This window comes from Streptomyces sp. OR43, from assembly GCF_008042275.1.
GTDB lineage: Bacteria > Actinomycetota > Actinomycetes > Streptomycetales > Streptomycetaceae > Streptomyces.
Genome location: NZ_RDBK01000043.1, coordinates 376,923 through 398,772 on the forward strand (window position 1 = coordinate 376,923; position 21,850 = coordinate 398,772).

A 21,850-nucleotide genomic window follows, 5' to 3' on the forward strand; every position below is an offset into this window, starting at 1 on the left:
CCACGCCGAAGTATTCACTCAGTACATATACCGAGTATATAGTCACGCCCCATGAGCACCCGTCACATTCTTCTGGGCCTGCTTGCCGGAAGCCCCTGCCACGGCTACGACCTCAAACGGCGCTACGACGAACTCTTCCCCCAGGCCCGCCCGCTGGCCTACGGGCAGGTCTACACGACCCTGCAACGCCTGGTGCGGGACGACCTGGCCGCCGTGGAGGGCACCGACTCCGACGGCGGCCCCGAGCGCACCCTGTACCGCTCCACGGACCGCGGCGCGGACGAACTCGCCTCCTGGGCCCAAGGCGTCACCCCGCCCGCTCCGTTCGTCACGAACGAGATCTTCGCCAAGGTCGTCATCTCGCTCCTGGTAGCGGGGGCCGAGGGCGGCGAACGGACGGCGGAGGCGGCCACGTACCTCCGGGCCCAGCGTGCCGCCCACATGGTGCGCATGCACGAACTGACCGGTCTCAAGACCACACCGGGCGCCGACCTGAGCACCGTCCTCTCGGCCGACTACGCCCTGGCCCATCTGGACGCCGACGTGCGGTGGATGGCCACGACGGCCACCCGTCTCACCACCCTGACCGCGGAGGTCGACGCAGTATGAGCACACAGACCGAGCAGCCCCACGGGGCAGCGGAACCGATGATCAGAGCCACCGGCCTGACGAAACAGTACGGAAGGTCGCAGGCCCTGCGCGGTGCCTCGGTCACCCTCCGGTCGGGCGAGATCCTCGCCGTCACCGGGGCCAGCGGCAGCGGGAAGTCGACGCTGCTGCACTGCCTGGCGGGCATCGTCCGCCCCGACGAGGGCGAGGTGTCGTACGGCAGGGAGCGGCTGGACCGGGCGTCGGAGAACCGCCTCAGCGAGCTGCGGCGCACCGATTTCGGCGTGGTCTTCCAGTTCGGGCAGCTGATCCCCGAACTCACCGTGCACGACAACGTGATGCTGCCGCTGCTCCTCGCGGGGACCGCCCGCGCCACGGCGCGGGACCGGGCGGACGAGTGGCTGGAGCGCTTCGGTGTGCGCGGACAGGCCGCGCTGCGGCCCGGGGAGCTGAGTGGCGGCCAGGGCCAGCGGGTGGCGCTGGCACGGGCGTGGGTGACGGGTCCGAAGGCCGTCTTCGCGGACGAGCCGACCGGGGCCCTGGACTCGCTCGCCGGGGAGCAGGTGATGACCGCGCTGGTGCACGCCGCCCGCGAGTCCGGCACCGCGGTGCTGCTCATCACGCACGACGCCCAGATCGCGGCGTACGCGGACCGGGAGGTGTGGCTGCGGGACGGGGCCGTCCACTCCGGCGCCACGCCCTTCGTCGTCCAGGAGCACGCCCAGAGCGCCCGGGAGGCCTCCCGCCATGAGGGCTGACGCACGTATCGCCTGGATCCTGGCCCGCGGCTCGGACCGCCGCGAGTGGTGGCGGATCGCGCTCACCGCGGTGGGCGCCCTGCTCGCCACGGTGTTCGCGCTCGCCGCGATCACGGTCGCCGCGGTCCGGGGACAGGTCTCGATCCCGTTCGCACACGGCCTCCTGAACCAGCCGGGCGAGCGCGCCGGCGTGGTGGTCGCGCTGCTGCTCCTGCTCGTCCCCGTGCTCGGTCTCCTCGGCCAGTGTGCCCGGATCGGCGCCGTGCACCGCGACCGGCGGATGGCCGGGCTCCGGCTCGCCGGGGCGTCACCCGCGCAGGTGCGCCGCATCAGCGCGCTGGAGTCCGCGCCGGTCTGCCTGGCGGGGTCGGCCGGCGGGCTCGCCGTCGTCGTCGTGGCCCTCGCCGTCCAGGGGCACACACCGCCCGCGACGGCCTGGGCGGCCTTCGTGGTGGTCGTGCTCGGCGTGCCGGTGGCCGGCGCGCTGGTGAGTGTGCTGGCCCTGCGCCGCGTCGTCGCTTCGCCGCTCGGCGAGGTACGCCGGGTGCGGCCGGAGCGCGGGCCCCGGGGGTTGCAGATCCTGCTCGTCGCGGCGCTGGCGGTCGCCGCCGGGGCGTACGCGCTCGTGGTGCGGGACAGCAGCCCGTCCGCGGCGTCGTTCCCGATGCTGGTGTTCGGCCTGGTGTCCCTCACCGGCGCGGGCGCGGTCTGGGCGGCCGGCGCGTCGGCGGCCCACATGGGCCGGCGGCTGGCGGCGAGCGCGAAGAGCCCGGCGGTCATGATCGCCGCGGGGCGGCTCCGGGACGACCCGTGGGCCGCCGCGCGCACCCATGCCGCGCTGCTCCTGGTGACCGTGGTCGGGATCGCCTTCGTGGGGGTGCGGGAGGTGGTGCTCGCCGACCTGCGCGGGAAGGGCGTCCACACGGCGGCGGACCTCGCCTTCTACACCAACGGCATCGACCTCACCGGGGCCGCGATCCTGGTGGCCCTGGCCATCAGCCTCTTCGGCCTCGCCGTGGGCACGGCGGAGTCACTCGCCTCCCGGCGCAGGGGCCTCGCGGCCCAGACCGCGGCCGGGGTGCCGCACACGGTGCTGGCCCGGGCCACGCTCCTGGAGACCGCGCTCCCGCTGGCCCCCGCGGTCCTGCTCGCGACCCTCGGCGGCATGGCGGTCCACCTGGCCTACACCGCCGTGGCCGCGCCCGGCACGGCTCCGTCCCTGCTGCCTCTGCTCGTCCCCGTGGCGGTGTACGCCGCGTGTCTGCTGGCCGCCGCGACGTCGTTGCCACTGCTGCGCCGCATGGCTCACCCGGCGGAGCTGCGGTTCGCCTGACGCCCGGCGCGAGGCGTGGGCTCGGGAGCCCGCGGACACGGAAGGAGACCTGCCCCGCAGACACGGAAGCCCGGATCGTCAGGCTGAGATGCCGTCGATCCGGGCCATCGCGTCGTCCGCGCCGAAGGGTTGCAAGTAGGGCAGCCAGCGCGGGTCGCGGTGCCCCGTGCCGATGATCCGCCAGGCCAGTCCGGTCGGCGGCGCGGGCTGCTGGTGCAGCCGCCAGCCGAGCTCGGGCAGATGGCGGTCGGCCTTGACGTGGTTGCAGCGGCGGCAGGCGGCCACCACGTTGTCCCAGGCGTGCTGTCCGCCGCGGCTGCGCGGAATGACGTGGTCGACGCTGGTCGCGGCGGCGCCGCAGTACATGCAGCGCCCGCCGTCCCTGGCGAAGAGCGCCCGGCGGGTCAGCGGGACGGGCCCCCGGTAGGGCACGCGCACGAACCGCTTCAGCCGGATGACGCTCGGGGCCGGAACAGCACGGGTGGCACTGTGGATGAAGGCGCCGGACTCCTCAAGACACATGGCCTTGTTCTCGAGGACGAGGACGAGCGCGCGACGGAGCGGTACGACGCCGAGCGGCTCGTACGACGCGTTGAGAACCAGGACATGCGGCACGTGGACGCCTCCTTGTACGCCGGCGGCGCGTGGCTCGCGCCGGGACGATCCGGTCTCAGTCTCCCCTCCTGCCTGGTCGAAGCGCCACCACGTGCGGGTAACGGGCCGGAAGGATTTTCTTCCGGGACCCTGCCGCCCGTACGACGGGACGCGCCGGAACAGGCGCTTCGGGGGCCTGCCCGCCGCGAGCGCGCCCGGTGTGCGATCGGCCACAGACCGCTCGCACACACCGCCTCGCGGGACACGTCCCTTACCTCTTCCCTATCCCCGGGTGAGACGCGTCTCTCCCCTCCCTCACGGCAACGGAGCATTCCGGATGCCCCGTTAGTGTGGTTGTTCAGCGCTCGCCCAACTGGAGGTTTCGCCGTGTCCTTGTCCGTCCTGTTGGCCGCAGCCCCGTCGCCCGAGCCCGGCGGCTCGCTGGACGAAGCCGCGAAGCAGGCCGGCAACGCCGCGAGCTGGGTCGAGGAGAACTGGTCCACCTGGCTGAACACCGGTCTGCGGATCGTGCTCATCGCCGCGATCGCGATCGCGTTGCGCATCGCCGTCCGCCGCACGCTGACCAAGCTCATCGAGCGCATGAACCGCAGCGCCCAGGCGGTGGAGGGCACCGCGCTCGGCGGCCTGCTGGTCAACGCGGAGCGGCGCCGGCAGCGCTCGGAGGCGATCGGCTCCGTACTCCGTTCGGTGGCCTCGTTCCTGATCCTCGGCACGGCCGCCCTGATGATCCTGGGCGCGTTCGAGATCAATCTGGCCCCGCTGCTGGCCTCCGCGGGCGTCGCCGGTGTGGCCCTCGGCTTCGGCGCCCGCAACCTGGTCACCGACTTCCTGTCCGGCGTCTTCATGATCCTCGAGGACCAGTACGGCGTCGGCGACACCATCGACGCGGGCGTGGCCTCCGGAGAGGTCATCGAGGTCGGCCTGCGGGTCACCAAGCTCCGCGGTGACAACGGCGAGATCTGGTACGTCCGCAACGGCGAGGTGAAGCGGATAGGCAACCTCAGCCAGGGCTGGTCCACCGCCGGGGTCGACGTACAGGTGCGCCCCACGGAGGACCTGGACCGGATCCGTACCGTGATCACCGAGGCCGCCCAGCTGATGGCCAAGGACGACCCGTGGACCGAGCGCCTGTGGGGTCCGGTGGAGATCCTGGGCCTGGACAGCGTGCTGCTGGAGTCGATGACGGTCCGGGTCACCGCGAAGACGATGCCGGGCAAGGCGCTGGGTGTGGAGCGCGAGCTGCGCTGGCGTATCAAGCGCGCCTTCGACGAGGCGGGCATCCGCATGGTCGGCGGCATCCCGGCCCAGCCGGACGAGCCCTCGGCCGCCGACCCCACGGCCGCAATGGCCGCCCCTTCGGCGTACGCCTCGGCCACCTCGCCCCAGTCCCTGGCGGCGACCCCGATCCCGCCGGCGACGCCGAACATCACGAAGTAGCGCGCGGCCGCACGCCGCACGGACGAGGGGCACCCCGCGAGGTCTGCGGGGTGCCCCTCGTCCGTGGTGCGCGGGCAACCCGATCGGGCTCGCGCGGCGTCGGGTATCCACGCCTCCGTGACACCGCGCCGGCCCGGGCCGTAACGCCCCCGCGCAGGTAACGCTTTGGTTGCCACCGCGGTGCGGACCATTGACGCCCCGGTGACGCGCGCCCTACGGTCCTCCCACCGAATAGGAAACTTTCCTAACAGAGGGCAGGTGCAGTGACCATGGCCGGAACCACGCCGGGCACCCCCCGCGTTCTGCGCGCCATGAACGACCGCGCCGCCCTCGATCTCCTCCTGGAGCACGGGCCCCTGTCGCGGACCCGGATCGGGAAGCTGACCGGGCTCTCCAAGCCCACCGCCTCCCAGCTACTGGCCCGGCTGGAGGCGGCCGGGCTGGTCGTCGCGACCGGGACCGCGGCCGGGCGGCCCGGGCCCAACGCGCAGCTGTACGCCGTCAACGCGTCGGCCGCGCATGTCGCCGGTCTCGATGTGAACGCCCAGCGGATCGTCGCCGCCGTCGCCGATGTGACGGGCGAGACGGTCGGGGAGTTCGAGCTGCGGACCCCCGGGCGCCGCGCCGACAGCGTGGTCCGGCAGGTCGCGGAGGCGCTGGACGGGGCCGTCAAGGAGGCCGGGCTGACCCGGTCCGACGTGCACCGGGTCGTCATCGGCACGCCGGGCGCGTTCGACCCGGGCACGGGCCGGCTGCGGTACGCCTCGCACCTGCCCGGCTGGCACTCCCCCACGCTGCTGGACGAGCTGGCGGCCTTCCTGCCGATGCCGGTGGAGTACGAGAACGACGTGAACCTCGTCGCGGTGGCCGAACAGCGGCTGGGCGCGGCGCGGGGACACGAGGACTTCGTGCTGCTGTGGAACGAGGAGGGCCTCGGCGCCGCCCTCGTCATCAACGGCCGGCTGCACCGCGGCTTCACCGGCGGCGCCGGCGAGGTCGGCTTCCTGCCGGTGCCGGGCGCCCCGCTGGTCCGCCAGGTCACCAAGGCGAACGCGGGCGGCTTCCAGGAACTGGCGGGCGCCCAGGTGCTCGCCCGGCTGGCCCGTGAGCTCGGCATCGACGACGAGGCGGTGCGCGGCCCGGGCACTCATCACGAGATCGCGTCCCGCCTGGTGGGCCGGGCGGCCGAGGCCGAGGAGCAGGGCGGTGGCGGGCCGTACGGCCGGCTCCTCGACCGGTTCGCCACCGGGCTGGCCACCGGTCTCGCCTCCATGGTCGCCGTCCTGGACCCCGAGGTCGTCGTGCTGTCCGGTGAGCTGATCGCCCGCGGCGGCGAGCCGCTGCGGGTCCGGGTGGCCGCCGAACTCGCCGAACTGGCGGCGTCACGGCCCCGGCTGATCACCGGCGAGGTGACCCGACGCCCCGTCCTGCGCGGCGCACTGGAGAGCGCGCTCGCCACCACCCGCGACGAAGTGTTCGACACCTCGCGCTGACCCCGCACCTCCACATACCCCTTCCTTCCCCCTGTCCCAACCCTTCATCGGGAGACCTCACCATGTCCGGAAACCGCCGGAAGCCGGCCGTCGCGCTCGCCGCGACCGCCGCGATAGCCCTGTTCGCCTCCGCCTGTACCGGTCAGAGCGGCTCCGGTGCCAGTGATGACGCGTCCAAGGAGACGACCATCAACTTCTGGCACGGCTGGAGCGCCCCGAACGAGGTCAAAGGCATCCAGGCCACCATCGACGCCTTCCAGAAGGCGCATCCCAACATCCATGTGAAGGTCGTCGGCAACATGACCGACGACAAGATCAACCAGGCGCTCCGCGCGGGCGGTTCCAAGGCTCCGGACGTCGTCTCGTCGTTCACCACGAACAACGTGGGCAAGTTCTGCTCGTCGAAGGCGTTCGTCGACCTCAACCCCTTCCTGAAGAAGGACGGGATCGACGCGGACGCAACCTTCCCGAAGGCGATGAACGAGTACACGCAGTTCGACGGCGTGCGCTGCACGGTGCCGCTGCTGGGCGACGCGTACGGGCTCTACTACAACAAGGACGCGTTCGAGGACGCCGGGATCACGAGTCCGCCGAAGACCTGGTCCGAGTTCGCCGCCGACGCCAAGAAGCTGACGAAGACCAGGGGCGACTCGTACGAGCGGCTCGGTTTCATGCCGAACTACCACGGCTACGAGTCGACGACCGAGCACTACCTCGGCAGCTGGAACCCTTCGTACTTCGACGCGGACGGCAAGTCGAACATCGCCAAGGACCCGGCCTTCGCCGACATGCTCACCACCCAGAAGAAGCTGGTGGACTCGCTCGGCGGCTACCGGAAGCTGGAGAAGTTCCGTACCGGCTTCGGTGACGAGTGGGGTGCGAAGCACCCGTTCCACACCGGGCAGGTGGCCATGCAGCTGGACGGCGAGTGGCGGCTCGGCATGGCCGAGGACACCAAGCCGGAGTTCGAGATCGGCGTGGCCCCGATGCCCGTCGCCGACGACGAGGCCGACACGTACGGCAAGGGCTATCTGACCGGCACCATCGCCGGGATCGCCGCCACCTCCGAGAAGCAGAACGCCGCCTGGGAGCTGGTGAAGTTCATGACGACCGACACCGACGCGGTGGTGAACTTCGCCAACGCCATCCACAACGTGCCGTCCACGCTCGCCGCGCTGAAGTCGCCGAAGCTGAAGTACGACCCGCGCTTCAAGACCTTCCTGGACATCGCGGCCAACCCGAAGTCGACCACCACCCCGCCCTCGGTGAACGGCGGCGCGTACCTGACGTCCCTGCAGAACCTCGGCTTCGAGATCGAGAAGGGCAACCAGAAGGACGTCAAGGCGGGCCTGGAGAAGACCGCGAAGGAAATCGACGCGGCGATCGCCCAGGCGAAGTAGAGCCGACGCGATGAGCACGTACACACTCCGTTCGAAGCGCCGCCGCTCGGCGCTTCGGACGGCGGCCTTCATGTCGCCGTGGCTGATCGGGTTCTGCGTCTTCTTCGCCTACCCGCTGATCTCCACGCTCTATTTCTCCTTCACCAGCTACGACGGTTTCTCGGCCCCCGAGTTCAGCGGGCTGCAGAACTGGTCGTTCGTCTTCAACGACTACCCGCTGTTCTGGCCGGCGCTGCGCAACACTCTCTGGCTGGTCCTGGTCATGGTGACCTGCCGCGTGGTCTTCGGGCTCGGTGTCGGTCTGCTGATCACCAAGATCAAGACAGGTGCCGGGGTCTTCCGAACGCTGTTCTACCTGCCGTACCTGGCGCCGCCGGTCGCCGCGACGCTCGGCTTCGTCTTCCTGCTCAACCCGGGCACCGGACCCGTCAACTCGATCCTCGGCGATCTCGGGATGGGAACGCCCGGCTGGTTCACCGACGCCACCTGGTCCAAGCCGGCGCTGACCGCCCTCGCGGTGTGGGGGGTGGGCGACCTGATGGTGATCTTCATGGCCGCGCTCCTCGACGTCCCCAAGGAGCAGTACGAGGCGGCGGAGCTGGACGGGGCGAACCCGTACCAGCGGTTCCGCTTCGTCACGCTGCCGAACATCTCGCCGATCATCATGTTCGCCGTGGTCACCGGCATCATCCAGACGATGCAGTACTACACCCAGCCGCTCGTGGCCGGGAAGGTCGCGTCCGGTGTCATGGGCGGCTCGGGGCAGCAGTTCGAACCCGGCTATCCCGACAAGTCGACACTGACGCTTCCGCAACTGGTCTACAACCTCGGTTTCCAGCGCTTCGACTACGGCTCCGCCTGTGTGGTCGCGCTCGTTCTCTTCGTCCTCGCCATGGCGTTCACCGCACTGCTGATGCGGCGCCGCAGCGGACTGATCCAGGCAGGTGAGTGACGTGGCGCAGGTACTCGACACCCCGAAGGCAGCCGGCCCGGCGAGTGACCCCGTCACCCCGGCCGAGCGGGTCGCACGCCGCAAGGCGCTGCTGCACTGGATCGGTGTGCACTCGCTCGGCGTCGCGGCCGCGCTCTTCTTCGTGCTGCCGTTCGTCTTCCTCTTCCTCACCTCGCTGATGAGCGACCAGCAGGCGCTGACCCGTGACCTCTGGCCGCACCCCTTCGAGTGGAGCAACTACAAGGAGGTGTTCGACACTCCGGGCTTCCTGACCTGGTGGAAGAACACCCTGCTGTACGCGGGTCTGGGCACCGTCCTCACGGTCGTGTCCTCGCTGCCCGTGGCGTACGCGCTCGCCAAGTTCCGCTTCCGTGGCCGGCATCTGTCGCTGATGCTCGTCATCTCGATGATGATGCTGCCGCCGCAGGTCGTCGTCATCCCGATGTACCTGTTCTGGGCCAAGCAGCTGGACATGTCCGGCACGCTCTGGCCGCTGATCATCCCGATGGCGTTCGGCGACGCGTTCTCCATCTTCCTGCTGCGGCAGTTCCTGCTGACCATCCCCAACGAGTACCTGGACGCGGCGAAGGTCGACGGCTGCGGCGAGTTCCGCACCCTGCTGCGCGTCGTGATCCCGATGGCCAGGCCAGGCATCGCCGCCGTCGCACTCTTCCAGTTCTTCTACGCCTGGAACGACTACTTCGGCCCCCAGATCTACGCCTCCGAGAACCCGGCGGCCTGGACGCTGAGTTACGGACTGGAGTCCTTCAAGGGCGCACACCACACCGACTGGAACCTGACCATGGCCGCGACCGTTCTGGTCATGGCCCCTGTGATCGTCGTCTTCTTCTTCGCACAGAAGGCATTTGTCGAGGGCGTCACACTGACCGGAGTAAAGGGCTGATTCATGAAGCTCGCAGTAGTGGGTGGCGGGTCCACCTACACACCTGAACTGATCGACGGATTCGCACGGCTGCGGGACACCCTGCCGGTCGAGGAGCTCGTGCTCGTCGACCCGGACGCCCACCGGCTCGAACTCGTCGGCGGCCTCGCCCGGCGGATCTTCGCCAAGCAGGGCCACCCGGGGAGGATCGTCACCACCTCGGACATCGACGCGGGCGTCGCCGACGCCGACGCGGTCCTGCTCCAGCTGCGCGTGGGCGGCCAGGCCGCCCGCAACCAGGACGAGACATGGCCGCTGGAGTGCGGCTGCGTCGGACAGGAGACCACCGGGGCCGGCGGCCTCGCCAAGGCCCTGCGCACCGTCCCCGTCGTCCTGGACATCGCCGACCGCGTCCGGCGCACCAACCCGGACGCCTGGATCATCGACTTCACCAACCCGGTCGGCATCGTCACCCGGGCGCTGCTCCAGGCCGGGCACAAGGCCGTCGGCCTGTGCAACGTGGCCATCGGCTTCCAGCGCAAGTTCGCGGCTCTGCTCGACGTGACCCCCGGCGAGGTGCACCTCGACCACGTCGGGCTGAACCACCTGAGCTGGGAGCTCGGGGTGCGCCTCGGCGGCCCCGAGGGCGAGAACGTGCTGCCGCGGCTGATCGCCGAGCACGGCGACGCGATCGCGGACGACCTGCACATGCCGCGGGCGGTCGTGGACCGGCTCGGCGTGGTGCCCTCGTACTACCTGCGCTACTTCTACGCCCACGACGAGGTCGTGCGGGAACTCGGCACCAAGCCCTCGCGGGCGGCCGAGGTCGCCGCGATGGAGAAGGAACTCCTCGCCATGTACGGCGATCCGGCACTGGACGAGAAGCCGGCGCTGCTCGCCAAGCGGGGCGGCGCCTTCTACTCGGAGGCGGCCGTGGACCTGGCGGCCTCGCTGCTCGGCGGCGGCGGCTCCGCGGTGCAGGTCGTCAACACGTACAACAGGGGGACGCTGCCGTTCCTGCCGGACGACGCGGTGATCGAGGTGCAGGCGAGGGTCGACGGGACCGGCGCGACGCCGCTCGCCGTGCCGGAGCTGGACCCGCTGTACGCCGGTCTGATCGCCAACGTGACGGCGTACGAGGACCTGGCGCTGGAGGCCGCGCTGCGCGGTGGCCGCGGCCGGGTGTTCAAGGCGCTGCTCGCGCACCCGCTGATCGGCCAGTTCGAGTACGCCGAGGCGCTCACCGACAAGCTGGTCGCGCACAACCGGGAGCACCTCGCGTGGGCGTGAACGGTTCGGTCCTCGCGATCGACGCGGGGAACAGCAAGACCGATGTGGCACTCATCGGTGAGGACGGCACCGTGCTGTCCACGGCCCGCGGCGGCGGATTCCAGCCGCCGGTGGTCGGTATCGGCACGGCTGTGGACGTACTCGGCTCGGCGGTGGAGCGGGTGCTGGTCTCCGCCGGTGCGGACGCCGGGTCCGTCGCCCATGTGTCCGCCTGCCTCGCCAACGCCGATCTGCCGGTCGAGGAAGAACAGTTGACCGAGGCCCTGCACGCCCGTGGCTGGGGCCGCACGGTGGAGGTCCGCAACGACACCTTCGCCATCCTGCGGGCCGGGGCCGACGAGCCGCGCGGGGTGGCCGTCGTCTGCGGTGCGGGGATCAACTGCGTCGGCATGACACCGGACGGGCGGACCGCGCGCTTCCCCGCGATCGGCCGGATATCCGGCGACTGGGGCGGCGGTTCGGGGCTCTCCGAGGAGGCGATGTGGTTCGCCTCGCGCGCCGAGGACGGGCGCGGCGAGCCGACCGAGCTGGCCCGGACGCTGCCCGCGCACTTCGGGCTCGGCTCGATGTACGCGCTGATCGAGGCGCTGCATCTGGGCCGGATCGCGTCGGAGCGGCGGCATGAGCTGTCTCCGGTGCTGTTCACGACCGCGGCGGCGGGCGACGCGGTGGCGCGCGGGCTGGTGGACCGGCTGGCCGAGGAGGTCGTGGCGCTGTCCTCGGTCGCGCTGTCCCGGCTCGGCCTGCTCGACGAGGCGGTGCCGGTCGTCCTGGGCGGCAGCGTGCTGGCCGCCCGCCACCCGCGGCTGGACGACCGGATCGGTGAACTCCTCGCCGTACGCGCTCCCAAGGCGGTGGTGCGGGTGGTGAAGGAGGCCCCCGTGCTGGGTGCCGGGCTGCTGGGCCTGGACCACACGGGCGCGGCGCCGGAGGTGCACGCCAGGCTCCGTACGCAGTACGTCTGACCGGGACGGGCGCGCCGGTTGTCGGAGGCGTCCCGTAGCCTTCGGGTTACGGGGCGTCTTCTTCGCTTGGGAACCGATCAGTTGCCCCGGACGTGTTCATGAGTGGGGGACCGATCCGCTCAGGGGTTCGCTTGCTTCGGGGAATGCTTGCTTCGGGGATCGCTTCGGGGATTGCTTGCTTCGGGATGGCTCGGGGGATCGCTTCGGGGATGCTCGGGGATTGCTCCGCCGATCGTCTTGATCGGCGGCGTCGGCCTTGATCGAATGCTGTGTGACCGCGGCTGATCGGAGTCGGCTGCTTCGTGGACCGGTGCAGGATCCGTGCGTTCGCCTGTGGACGCCGGTCCCTGCGGCCATACTTCTGGCCGGGTACCAGTCCCCCGATCGGCCGGGGGGCGGGCCACCGTCAGTGACCGAGGGGGAGGTCAAGTGACATACCCGCCGAATGTACGCCCGGCGCCGCACCACGCGCCGGAGCAGCAGCCTGCGCCGGCGGCCGTGCCCGCGCCGCCGCCGCACAGTGTCCGGGCGGTCGTGACGGAGCGGCTGCGTGCCGCGGCGACCACCGAGCCGGGCCGGCTCCAGATCATCGGGGCCGTGCTGGCGCTGCTCGTCGTGGCGTTCGGGGCGGTGACGGCGTTCGAGATCAGCGACCGCGCGGCTGCGGCGAACGACGTGGTGGAACGCAGTCAGCCGCTCAGCGCGGACGCGGCGGGCATCTACCGTTCGCTGGCCGACGCGGACGCGGCGGCCGCGAGCGGTTTCCTGGCCGGTCCGCAGGAGCCGCGCGCGGTGCACGACCAGTACGTGAAGGACATCGACGACGCCTCCCGGCTGCTGGTGAAGGCCGCGGCCAACACGGACGCGTCGACGAAGTCCGGCCACGAGATCACCACGCTCAACAAGGAACTGCCGCGCTACACCGGGCTGATCGAGCGCGCCCGTGCCAACAACCGGCAGGGCCTGCCGCTGGGCGGCGCCTACCTCCGCTACGCCAACCAGAAGATGGCGAACGAGTTGCTGCCGGCCGCCGAGCGGCTGTACACGGCGGAGACGGACCGGCTCGACCAGGACTACCACTCCGCACGGACGTGGCCGTTCTTCTCCCTGGGCGTCGGCGTCATCGCGCTGGCCGTCCTGTTCTGGGCCCAGCGGCGCAACTACCGCAGGACGAACCGGGTGTTCAACCACGGCCTGCTCGCGGCGACCGCGGCGGCCACCGTGGTCCTGCTGTGGCTGGCGGTGGGGCACTCGGTGGCCCGGTCCGATCTGGCCGAGGCCAACACACACGGCCAGCAGTCCCTGGACGTGCTCAACCGGGCGCGCATCGACTCGCTGAAGGCGCGCTCCAGCGAGAACCTCACCGTGGTCGCCCGCGGTGCGGTGCTCACCGCGGACGGCAAGAGCGACAAGTACGAGACCGACTACGGCACGGGCATGAAGGCGCTCGGACAAGAGCTGAGCAAGGCCGCGAAGTTCGCCGAGGAGACCGACGACTCCGAGGGCGCCAAGCCCGTGGCCGACGCCATCGCGGCCGTCACCGAGTGGCAGGGCCGCCACCGGACCGCCCGCAAGACGGATGACAGCGGCGACTACGACACCGCGCTGGAGCAGATCATCGGGGCCGAGGACTCGACGGGTGAGTCGTTCAGCCGGGTGGACGAAGCGCTGCGGAAGGCGCTCGCCCACGAGCAGAGCGAATTCACCCGGGCCGCCGAGGACGGGCGCGGGGCCCTGGGCGGGCTGCCGATCGGCGCAGCGGCCCTTGCCGTGCTCGGCGCGGTGGCGGCGATCGTCGGCGTCAACCGCAGGCTCTCGGAGTTCCGGTGACAGGGGGAGCGATGACAGCGAAGGACCCGAGGACGGGCCCGGGGACGGCCCGCGGGGGCCGCCCGCACCGACTGCGCGGCTGGGGCGGGGTGACCGCCATGGCAGCGGCCTGCGCGGTGACGGCATCGCTGACCCTGCTGCCGCTCTCCCACAGCGGCAAGGACGCCTTCGACGCGCCGGGGGCGGGATCGGGGACGGCCCACGCCGTCCAGGCCCGGGCGGACGACTGCACGGACCCGGAGGCCAGCCTGCTGCCCGGCCGGGCGGAGGGCGACGCGATCAAGCGGATCAAGGACCGCGGCAAGCTGATCGCCGGCGTCGACCAGAACAGCTTCCAGTGGGGCTTCCGCAACCCGGAGTCCGGGAATCTCGAAGGCTTCGACATCGATCTGGTGCGGGCCATCGCCAAGGACATCCTCGGCAGCCCGGACAAGGTGATCTTCCGGGCGATCCCCACCAACCAGCGGATCGCCGCGCTGCAGAACGACAAGGTCGACGTCGTCGTCCGGACGATGACGATCAACTGTGCCCGGCTGGACCAGGTGTCGTTCTCCACGGCCTACTTCCAGGCCGGTCAGCAGGTCCTCGCGCCGAAGGAGGACCCGAAGAAGGGTCCGGAGAAGGACAAGCCGATCACCGGCTTCAACTCCTCGCTGGCCGGAAAGCGGGTCTGCACCGCCGAGGGCTCCACCGCGTACGAGGCACTGGAGAAGGAGTCGTTCGGCTCCGTGTTCAAGGACGAGCACGACGGCAGCGCGGCCGACGAGGACAAGCTCACCGTCCCCAACCAGCTGGACTGCCTGGTACGGCTCCAGATGGGCGAGGTCGACGCGGTCGTCACGGACAACGCCCTCGCGGCCGGCCAGGCCGCCCAGGACCCCGCCGTGGAGCTCAAGGGCGCCCCCTTCACCACCGAGTACTACGGGGTGGCCACGAAGAAGGGCGCCGACGACCTGGTGTCCCGGGTCAACAAGGTGCTGGTCGACTACCGCGCCGGTGGTGCGGAAAGCCTGTGGATGCAGTCGTACCGGAAGTGGCTGCAGGACGGTCTGCCCGGGATAACGGCGCCGCCGGCGCCCAAGTACCGGGACTGACACGTACCGGTGCCAGGACCGTTCCCGGCCGGCGAGCAACTGACGACCGGCCGGCGGTCGACAGCACTGATCCTGCCGGGCCCCCCGCCCGGCAGGAAGAGCGGAGAGGTGATCGATGGGCGTCGCGGGCCCCTTCCCCAGCTACGCGGCCCGGCCTCCCGGCCCCGTCATGGACCGGGACGAGGCCGACCGAGCGCTGGCCCGGCTCGGTGCGGAGCACGAGGCGATCGAGACCTCGCTCCTCGCCCTTCAGGACCACGCCGGGCGCCGGCTGCTGGAGGGCGCCGAGCTCACCGGTGTCACCAAGGAACGCTGGAGCGCCACCGAGCAGTCGATCACGCTGCTGTGGAGCTACTTCGACGCGTACACGGGCGCCCTGAACCGGGCGCGCGAGGTGCGGGCCCGGCGCCGTCAGCCCAACCGCGAGGACCTGGTGGCGCTCACCGAACTGCTGCGCGGCCAAGGGGTCACGGTGGCACACGCCGCCGCCGGCCACGATCCCTCGATCACCGGCCCGGCCCGGCTCTCGGAGCACTTCACGCTGGAGGACCTGGTCCACCGGATGAACGAGCTGTACGCGCGCTCGCTCGACATGGTCGTCGCCTCCGACTCCGTGTGGTCGGCGATGCCCGCCCGGATAGACCTGCTCGCCGCCGAGCTGCGCCGCACATACTCGCTGGCGCACTCGGTCGGCGTCCGGCCCGGGGAGCACCCGGCAGGCGATGACCTGGAGTCGATCGTCCAGGAGCTGACCACGCTGCGGGTGCAGGTGATCTCGGACCCGCTGGCGTTCTGGCTCCCGGGGCCCGGCAGTTCGGCGCCGGGCGGCGGACGCCCGGACACGACGCGCTACGACCGGGCTGCCCGGGCGCTGGACGAGGTGCGCCGGGAGGTCGAGGCGGTGCTCGCGGTCCGGCAGGACGCCGAGCAGCGCCTCGTCCAGCTGCGCGACGTCCTGTCCCGGGCCGATCGCACCCTGGCCGAGGCCAGGGCGGCGCGCGGTGAGGTCCTGGCGAAGATCGCCGCCTCCGAGGTGCCCGCGGTCAACGGCCCGCCGACGGCGCTCCAGGAGCGGCTGGCCGCCGCGTCGGAGTACCGCAGACACGCCCAGTGGCACCGGCTCTCGCCGCTGCTGGAGTCCCTGGAGCAGCAGGCCGACGAGGAGTTGCTGCGGGCCCGGGAGCAGCTGACGGCGGTCACGGCGCCGCTGGCCGTGCGGGCGGAGCTGCGTGGCCGGCTCGACGCGTACAAGGCGAAGGTGGCCCGGCACGGGCTGGCGGAGGACCCGTTCCTCATCGAGCGGTACGACGCGGCGCGCCGGATGCTGTGGAGCGCGCCGTGCGATCTGCGGGTCGCCGCGCTGACGGTGCAGCGCTATCAGGACGCGGCACTGGACATGCTGGCCGGGCGCGGGCCGTCCGGCCCCGAGGACCGGCGGGGGCACCCATGACAGGTGCGGGGACTTCGGGGCACAAGGTGTGCGGGACGGGTAGTGACGGAGCGTCGTGGCCGCCGCGGCGGCGGGGCGGACAGGGGGAATGACCATGAGTACGCAGTGCCAGCGCCCCGCGTGCGAGGGCAGTTACGAGGACATGGGCGGCGGTGAGCTGTACTGCGACACCTGCGGTCTGGCTCCGGTGGTGTCGCCGAACGGGATGGTGAGCTCGCCGCCCACCGGTATCGCGGCCGGCGGCCGGGGCAGCAGGGGCAGTAACAGCTCCTCGGCCCGCAGCAGTTCGCAGGCCTCGTCGAGGGCGTCCTCGCGGTCCTCCTCGCGCTCGTCGACGTCGCGGCGTTCGGTGTCGGGGCGGCTTTCGCGCGCGCTGTCCGGCAGCGCCACCTCGCGTTCGGTCTCGGTGCGTTCCTCGGCCAAGTCCACCGGCGCCTCGGGACGCAACCGGCTGGGTGCCGGGCTGGTGCTCGTACCGGATGTGCCGCGTCCCGATCCGCGTACCGCGGTGATGGAGAACCCGGAGGTACCGGAACGCAAGCGGTTCTGCTCGCGTTCGGACTGCGGGGCGCCGGTGGGCCGGGCCCGGGGCGAGCGGCCGGGGCGTACGGAGGGGTTCTGCACCAAGTGCGGCCACCCGTACTCCTTCGTGCCCAAGCTCCAGGGCGGCGACGTCGTCCACGGCCAGTACGAGGTCGCGGGCTGTCTGGCCCACGGCGGGCTCGGCTGGGTCTACCTCGCCGTGGACCGCGCGGTCTCGGACCGCTGGGTGGTGCTCAAGGGCCTGCTCGACACCGGCGACCAGGACGCCATGGCGGCGGCCATCTCCGAGCGCCGCTTCCTCGCCGAGATCGAGCACTCCAACATCGTCCGGATCTACAACTTCGTCGAGCACCTCGACCAGCGGACCGGTTCGCTCGACGGCTACATCGTCATGGAGTACGTCGGCGGCAAGGCGCTCAAGGAGATCGCCAACGAGCGCCGCACCCCGGCCGGGAAGCGGGATCCGCTGCCGGTCGAGCAGGCGTGCGCGTTCGGCATCGAGGCCCTGGAGGCGCTGGGCCATCTGCACAGCCGCAACCTGCTCTACTGCGACTTCAAGGTCGACAACGCGATCCAGACCGAGGACCAGCTGAAGCTGATCGACATGGGCGCGGTGCGCAGGATGGACGACGAGGAGTCGGCCATCTACGGCACGGTGGGCTACCAGGCGCCGGAGGTCGCGGAGGCGGGGCCTTCGGTGGCCTCCGACCTGTACACGGTCGCGCGGACACTCGCGGTGCTCACCTTCGACTTCCAGGGGTACACGAACGTCTTCGTGGACTCGCTGCCGGACCCGGACAACATCGAGGTGTTCCGCACCTACGAGTCGTTCTACCGGCTGCTGGTGCGGGCCACCGACCCCGATCCGGCGCGGCGGTTCGCCTCCGCCGCGGAGATGGCGGAGCAGCTGACGGGCGTGCTGCGCGAGGTGGTGTCGCTACAGACGGGGCGTCCGCGTCCGGCGCTGTCCACGCTGTTCGGTGCGGAGCTGCGGGTCACCGACACGGAGCTCTTCACGATCCGGACCGGTGATGTCTCGCGTCTGGGGGCCCGGACGCCGGAGCCCGGCCGGGCCGGGCTCTTCGGACGGCGGCGGGCCGGCCGGGCGCCGCTGGCACCGCCCGTGTCCCCGCCGGCGGCGGTGGCTCCGCCGGGCGGTGTTCCGGGCGCGCTGCCCGCGGGCCCGCCTGCCGGGTTCGCCGCGGGAGCCGGACCGCRGCCGTCCACCACCACGCATGTCCGTGGCAGCGCCCCGGGCGGCCAGGGAGGCGGCGCCCCGCTCCCGTACACGCAGACCCGGACGGCCATTCCCGCACCCAGGGCGCCGCTCGCGGATCCGGGCGCCGTTCCGGGGCCGTACAGCGCGAACGGGCCCCGGCTGGCCGGGCTCGACGTGCGCGGGACCTCGCTCGCCCTGCCGGTGCCCCGGGTCGATGCGAGCGACCCCAACGCGGGTTTCCTCGCCGGGGTGATGGCCTCGGCACCCGCCGAACTGATCGCCGCGCTCCAGGCCGTGCCGGCCGCCTCGCTGGAGACCCGGCTGCGTGAGCTTCGGGCCGCCCTGGAGATGAACGACCTCGCCGGTGCGACGGAGACCCTGGCCTCGCTGGAGGCGAAGCACCCGGACGACTGGCGCGTGGTCTGGTACCGCGGGCTCACCTCCCTGGTGTCCGGCGACAAGGAGAACGCGGCCCTGTCCTTCGACGCGGTCTACGACGCCTTCCCCGGGGAGCCGGCGCCGAAGCTGGCGCTCGGGATCTGCGCGGAGGTCCTGGGCCAGCTGGACAACGCCGCCGAGTACTACCGGCTGGTGTGGATGACCGACCCGAGCTTCGTGAGCGCGGCGTTCGGCCTGGCCCGGGTGCAGATCGCGGCCGGGGACCGGGGCGGGGCCGTCCGGACCCTGGAGTCGGTGCCGGAGGCGTCGATCCACTTCACGGCGGCCCGGGTCGCCGCGGTACGGGCCCGGCTGCGCGAACGGGCCCCGGACGACCCGCTGATCAACGATCTGATGGCCGCCTCGGCCCAGGTCTCGGGACTGGCCGGGCTCGGTCTGGACGCGGTGCGCCGCGAGCAGTTGTCGACCGAGGTGCTGGGGACGGCGCTCGACTGGGTACTCTCCGGTAGTCCCACGGCTCGGTCCTCGGACCCGCAGTCTGCTCCGCACGCCGGGGCGCAGGGGCCGAAGACGCTGCTCGGCAGTGACTTGGACGAGCGAGGCCTGCGTTTCGGGCTGGAGCGGTCGTACCGGATGCTCGCCCGGCTGGCGGAGCCCGGTGACGAGAGGATCGAACTGGTGGAGCGGGCCAACCGTTTCCGCCCCCGAACGTGGGTGTGAACATGTCGCAGAAGCCACAGGAGACGGCCTTGTCGAGGTGTCCCGGCTGCGAGGAGCCGCTGGAGCCGGGAGACCTGTTCTGCGGTGCGTGCGGGTACGACCTGTCGGCCGTGCCCGAGCCGCCGCAGGACCGCCCGACGATCGCCATCGCCACCCCTGCCGGGGAGCCTTCGCCGGGCGCCGGCTTCGGGCCGGCCCCGGAGACGGTGGAGCCCGCCCCGTGGCAGGCTCCCGGTTCCTCGCCGGGTGCGGAGCGTCCGGTGCCTCCGGCGACCCGTGTCGACGGGCCGGCCGCACCGACTGCGTCCGGCACGTCGGGCGACTTCGAGCTGGCCGCGCCGGCGGCCGCGGGGGCCGCGCCTGATCCCCGTACCTCCCCCGATCCGGCTCTGGCCCCGTCGGCCGGCGCCAAGGTGTGTGTGGCCTGCCGGGCGGGCCGGGTCGACAACGACGGCTACTGCGAGAACTGCGGCCACGCCCAGCCGCGCGAGCGCGACCACATGGAGCAGGAGCTCGAATCGGTCGCCGCGGTCAGCGACCGCGGCCTGCGTCATCACCGCAACGAGGACGCGTTCGCCGTGTCGACCACCGCGCTGCCGGACGGTTCGCCGGCCGTCGTCGCGATCGTGTGCGACGGGGTGTCGTCGGCGAGCCGGCCCGACGAGGCCTCGGCCGCCGCCGCGCACGCCGCCAACGAGGCGCTGCTGGAGTCGCTGCCGCGCGGCACGCATCCCCAGCAGGCGATGCACGAGGCGATCGTCGCCGCCGCCGAGTCGGTCAACCGGCTGGCGCAGGACCCCGGTCAGGCGCAGGAGCACGACCCGCACCGCCATCAGAACGCCCCGGCCTGCACCCTGGTCGGCGCGATCATGGCGAGCGGGCTGCTGGTCGTCGGCTGGGTCGGCGACAGCCGTGTGTACTGGGTGCCCGAGGACCGCGCCACCGCACCGGCCCGGCTCACCGAGGACGACTCCTGGGCCGCGCAGATGGTCGCGGCCGGCCTGATGAACGAGGCGGAGGCGTACGCCGACGAGCGCGCCCACGCCATCACGGGCTGGCTCGGCGCGGACGCCTACGAACTGGAGCCGCACACCGCGTCGTTCAAACCGGACCGGCCGGGACTCGTGGTGGTCTGCACGGACGGCTTGTGGAACTACGCGGAGGCCGCGGCCGAAATGGCCGCCGCCGTGCCCGAGGACGCGTTTGAGCGGCCCCTGCACGGCGCCCAGGTCCTGGTGGGCCATGCGCTCGACGGCGGGGGCCACGACAACGTAACAGTGGCCCTGCTGCCGTTCGCCGTGCCGCCGCAAGGGGCAGGATCCGCCTGAACCAGCGGGTGAGTCCCGTTCCGTCCGTCCCCGCACCCCCGATGCCGTTGTCCGCACATCTGTCTTCATCTGACATGTGGAGCCTCAAGGAGCCGATCAGATGGCCAACTTCTCCAAGTCGAACGTGCCGCAGTTCTCCGTCGAGGTGTACCAGAACGAATATCTGCCCGAGGGCGGCCGTGAGGTCAACGGCATCATCACGGTCACCTCGACCGGGGGCGGCACCACCGGCGGCGTTCCGCTGTCGGGTTCGACGACCCCGCACCGGCCCGGCGGGGCCACCGACGCGGCGGTGGTGATCATGGTGGACTGCTCGGGTTCGATGGACTACCCGCCGACGAAGATGCGCAACGCCCGCGACGCGACGGCGGCGGCCGTCGACACCCTGCGCGACGGCACGTCCTTCGCCGTGGTGGCCGGGACCCACGTCGCCAAGGACGTGTACCCGGGCAACGGGCGGCTCGCGGTCGCGGACGCGCAGACGAAGGCCCAGGCGAAGGAGGCCCTGCGCCGGCTCAGCGCGGGCGGCGGTACGGCGATCGGGACCTGGCTGCGGCTGGCCGACCGGCTGCTCGGCGCCGCCGATGTGGAGATCCGGCACGGAATCCTGCTGACGGACGGGCGCAACGAGCACGAGGCCCCGGAGGACCTGCGGGCCGCGCTCGACGCGTGTGCCGGCCGGTTCACGTGTGACGCCCGCGGTGTCGGGACCGACTGGGAAGTGAAAGAGGTCACAGCGATCGCCTCGGCGCTGCTCGGCACGGCCGACATCGTCGCCGACCCGGCCGGGCTGGCCGCGGACTTCACGCAGATGATGGAGAACGCGATGGGCAAGGAGGTCGCGGACGTGGCGCTGCGGCTCTGGACCCCGGTCGGCGTGCAGATCAAGTTCGTGAAGCAGGTCGCGCCGACGGTGGCCGAGCTGACCGACCGCAGAACCGAGGCCGGTCCTCGCGCGGGCGACTACCCCACCGGTTCCTGGGGCGACGAGTCCCGCGACTACCACGTGTGCGTGCAGGTTCCGGAGGCCGGAATCGGGCAGGAGATGCTGGCTGCGCGCGTCTCACTGATCCTTCCCGACCCGGCCGGCGGCGCGCCCCAGACGCTCTCGCAGGGTCTGGTCCGGGCGGTGTGGACCGACGACATGGTGGCGTCGACCTCGATCAATCCGCAGGTCGCGCACTACACGGGTCAGGCGGAACTGGCACAAGTCATCCAGCAGGGGCTCGATGCACGCAAGTCGGGAGACTTCGACGGCGCGACGGCCAAACTGGGCCGTGCGGTGCAGTTGGCATCGGCGTCCGGGAACGAGGACACTGCGAAACTGCTTTCGAAGGTGGTAGACGTCGTCGACGCGGCGACCGGTACTGTGCGACTGAAGGCGAAGGTCGCGGAAGCGGACGAGATGACACTCGAAACGCGCTCCACGAAGACAGTTCGCGTCAAGAAATAGTCACATATCCGCACTGATGAGCCGCCCGACCGGTCAGGTCCGCCGGGCGGCGACGCAAGAAAAATGACGGCCCACGGGC

At 71.7% G+C, this 21,850-nt stretch carries 18 protein-coding genes; 16 read left to right on the forward strand and 2 right to left on the reverse strand.

Annotation, left to right across the window (positions count from 1 at the left end):
* Positions 1-51 precede the first annotated feature (51 nt).
* Genes EAO72_RS20070 through EAO72_RS20080 form a run of 3 tightly spaced genes read left to right on the forward strand, consistent with a single transcriptional unit; the run spans position 52 to position 2,700 of the window.
* The gene (locus tag EAO72_RS20070) at positions 52-609 is read left to right on the forward strand and encodes a PadR family transcriptional regulator (RefSeq protein ID WP_148018715.1); all 558 of its coding nucleotides are present in this window, start codon (positions 52-54) and stop codon (positions 607-609) included.
* Positions 606-1,367, forward strand: a complete 762-nt coding sequence (locus EAO72_RS20075; protein WP_148018716.1) for an ABC transporter ATP-binding protein — start codon at positions 606-608, stop codon at positions 1,365-1,367. The genes EAO72_RS20070 and EAO72_RS20075 overlap by 4 nt, the downstream gene beginning before the upstream one ends.
* Positions 1,357-2,700: an FtsX-like permease family protein gene (locus EAO72_RS20080; RefSeq protein ID WP_148018717.1), complete on the forward strand. Its 1,344-nt coding sequence runs from the start codon at positions 1,357-1,359 to the stop codon at positions 2,698-2,700. The genes EAO72_RS20075 and EAO72_RS20080 overlap by 11 nt, the downstream gene beginning before the upstream one ends.
* Before the next feature lie 78 nt (positions 2,701-2,778).
* Here the strand turns inward: EAO72_RS20080 and EAO72_RS20085 are convergent, their stop codons facing one another.
* A complete protein-coding gene (locus EAO72_RS20085; protein WP_148018718.1) occupies positions 2,779-3,315 on the reverse strand; it encodes an HNH endonuclease in 537 nt (178 codons plus the stop codon).
* A 366-nt stretch (positions 3,316-3,681) separates the two neighbouring features.
* Between EAO72_RS20085 and EAO72_RS20090 the strand changes: the two genes are divergently transcribed.
* From EAO72_RS20090 to EAO72_RS20135, 10 genes are all read left to right on the forward strand, one after another.
* Positions 3,682-4,752, forward strand: coding sequence for a mechanosensitive ion channel family protein (locus tag EAO72_RS20090; protein WP_148018719.1), 1,071 nt, complete (start codon positions 3,682-3,684; stop codon positions 4,750-4,752).
* A gap of 269 nt (positions 4,753-5,021) precedes the next feature.
* The gene (locus tag EAO72_RS20095) at positions 5,022-6,245 is read left to right on the forward strand and encodes an ROK family transcriptional regulator (RefSeq protein ID WP_148018720.1); all 1,224 of its coding nucleotides are present in this window, start codon (positions 5,022-5,024) and stop codon (positions 6,243-6,245) included.
* Between the two features lie 62 nt (positions 6,246-6,307).
* Positions 6,308-7,645 (forward strand): ABC transporter substrate-binding protein, encoded by a 1,338-nt coding sequence (locus EAO72_RS20100; protein WP_148018721.1) that lies wholly within the window; start codon positions 6,308-6,310, stop codon positions 7,643-7,645.
* 10 nt (positions 7,646-7,655) lie between these two features.
* Positions 7,656-8,597, forward strand: coding sequence for a carbohydrate ABC transporter permease (locus EAO72_RS20105; protein ID WP_148018722.1), 942 nt, complete (start codon positions 7,656-7,658; stop codon positions 8,595-8,597).
* A 1-nt stretch (position 8,598) separates the two neighbouring features.
* Positions 8,599-9,501 (forward strand): carbohydrate ABC transporter permease, encoded by a 903-nt coding sequence (locus EAO72_RS20110; RefSeq protein WP_148018723.1) that lies wholly within the window; start codon positions 8,599-8,601, stop codon positions 9,499-9,501.
* A 3-nt stretch (positions 9,502-9,504) separates the two neighbouring features.
* Positions 9,505-10,770, forward strand: a complete 1,266-nt coding sequence (locus EAO72_RS20115) for a 6-phospho-beta-glucosidase (RefSeq protein ID WP_148018724.1) — start codon at positions 9,505-9,507, stop codon at positions 10,768-10,770.
* Complete coding sequence (locus EAO72_RS20120) at positions 10,761-11,735, forward strand: N-acetylglucosamine kinase (protein WP_148018725.1); 975 nt, start codon at positions 10,761-10,763, stop codon at positions 11,733-11,735. Before EAO72_RS20115 ends, EAO72_RS20120 begins: the two co-directional genes overlap by 10 nt.
* Before the next feature lie 429 nt (positions 11,736-12,164).
* Positions 12,165-13,565 (forward strand): hypothetical protein, encoded by a 1,401-nt coding sequence (locus tag EAO72_RS20125; RefSeq protein WP_410090479.1) that lies wholly within the window; start codon positions 12,165-12,167, stop codon positions 13,563-13,565.
* Between the two features lie 11 nt (positions 13,566-13,576).
* Positions 13,577-14,659: a glutamate ABC transporter substrate-binding protein gene (locus EAO72_RS20130; RefSeq protein ID WP_187285144.1), complete on the forward strand. Its 1,083-nt coding sequence runs from the start codon at positions 13,577-13,579 to the stop codon at positions 14,657-14,659.
* Between the two features lie 115 nt (positions 14,660-14,774).
* Entirely contained in the window at positions 14,775-16,109 is a 1,335-nt protein-coding gene (locus EAO72_RS20135) for a hypothetical protein (RefSeq protein ID WP_148018726.1), read from the forward strand.
* 132 nt (positions 16,110-16,241) lie between these two features.
* Here the strand turns inward: EAO72_RS20135 and EAO72_RS44320 are convergent, their stop codons facing one another.
* A complete protein-coding gene (locus tag EAO72_RS44320) occupies positions 16,242-16,532 on the reverse strand; it encodes a hypothetical protein (protein WP_459112824.1) in 291 nt (96 codons plus the stop codon).
* Between EAO72_RS44320 and EAO72_RS20140 the strand changes: the two genes are divergently transcribed.
* The 3 genes from EAO72_RS20140 to EAO72_RS20150 all read left to right on the forward strand — a co-directional run bounded on the left by EAO72_RS20140 (position 16,516) and on the right by EAO72_RS20150 (position 21,771).
* Entirely contained in the window at positions 16,516-18,990 is a 2,475-nt protein-coding gene (locus tag EAO72_RS20140) for a serine/threonine-protein kinase (RefSeq protein WP_459112825.1), read from the forward strand. The genes EAO72_RS44320 and EAO72_RS20140 overlap by 17 nt on opposite strands.
* Complete coding sequence (locus EAO72_RS20145; protein ID WP_148021911.1) at positions 18,987-20,318, forward strand: PP2C family serine/threonine-protein phosphatase; 1,332 nt, start codon at positions 18,987-18,989, stop codon at positions 20,316-20,318. Before EAO72_RS20140 ends, EAO72_RS20145 begins: the two co-directional genes overlap by 4 nt.
* Before the next feature lie 100 nt (positions 20,319-20,418).
* On the forward strand, positions 20,419-21,771 hold the full coding sequence (locus EAO72_RS20150; RefSeq protein WP_148018728.1) for a vWA domain-containing protein: 1,353 nt from the start codon (positions 20,419-20,421) through the stop codon (positions 21,769-21,771).
* Positions 21,772-21,850: the final 79 nt, after the last annotated feature.

Coding starts and splice junctions, on each gene's coding strand:
- EAO72_RS20070 (WP_148018715.1), top strand. CDS start 52: ATGAGCACCCGTCACATTCTTCTGGGCCTGCTTGCCGGAAGCCCCTGC.
- EAO72_RS20130 (WP_187285144.1), top strand. CDS start 13,577: ATGACAGCGAAGGACCCGAGGACGGGCCCGGGGACGGCCCGCGGGGGC.
- EAO72_RS20075 (WP_148018716.1), top strand. CDS start 606: ATGAGCACACAGACCGAGCAGCCCCACGGGGCAGCGGAACCGATGATC.
- EAO72_RS20135 (WP_148018726.1), top strand. CDS start 14,775: ATGGGCGTCGCGGGCCCCTTCCCCAGCTACGCGGCCCGGCCTCCCGGC.
- EAO72_RS20100 (WP_148018721.1), top strand. CDS start 6,308: ATGTCCGGAAACCGCCGGAAGCCGGCCGTCGCGCTCGCCGCGACCGCC.
- EAO72_RS20080 (WP_148018717.1), top strand. CDS start 1,357: ATGAGGGCTGACGCACGTATCGCCTGGATCCTGGCCCGCGGCTCGGAC.
- EAO72_RS20095 (WP_148018720.1), top strand. CDS start 5,022: ATGGCCGGAACCACGCCGGGCACCCCCCGCGTTCTGCGCGCCATGAAC.
- EAO72_RS20150 (WP_148018728.1), top strand. CDS start 20,419: ATGGCCAACTTCTCCAAGTCGAACGTGCCGCAGTTCTCCGTCGAGGTG.
- EAO72_RS20115 (WP_148018724.1), top strand. CDS start 9,505: ATGAAGCTCGCAGTAGTGGGTGGCGGGTCCACCTACACACCTGAACTG.
- EAO72_RS20105 (WP_148018722.1), top strand. CDS start 7,656: ATGAGCACGTACACACTCCGTTCGAAGCGCCGCCGCTCGGCGCTTCGG.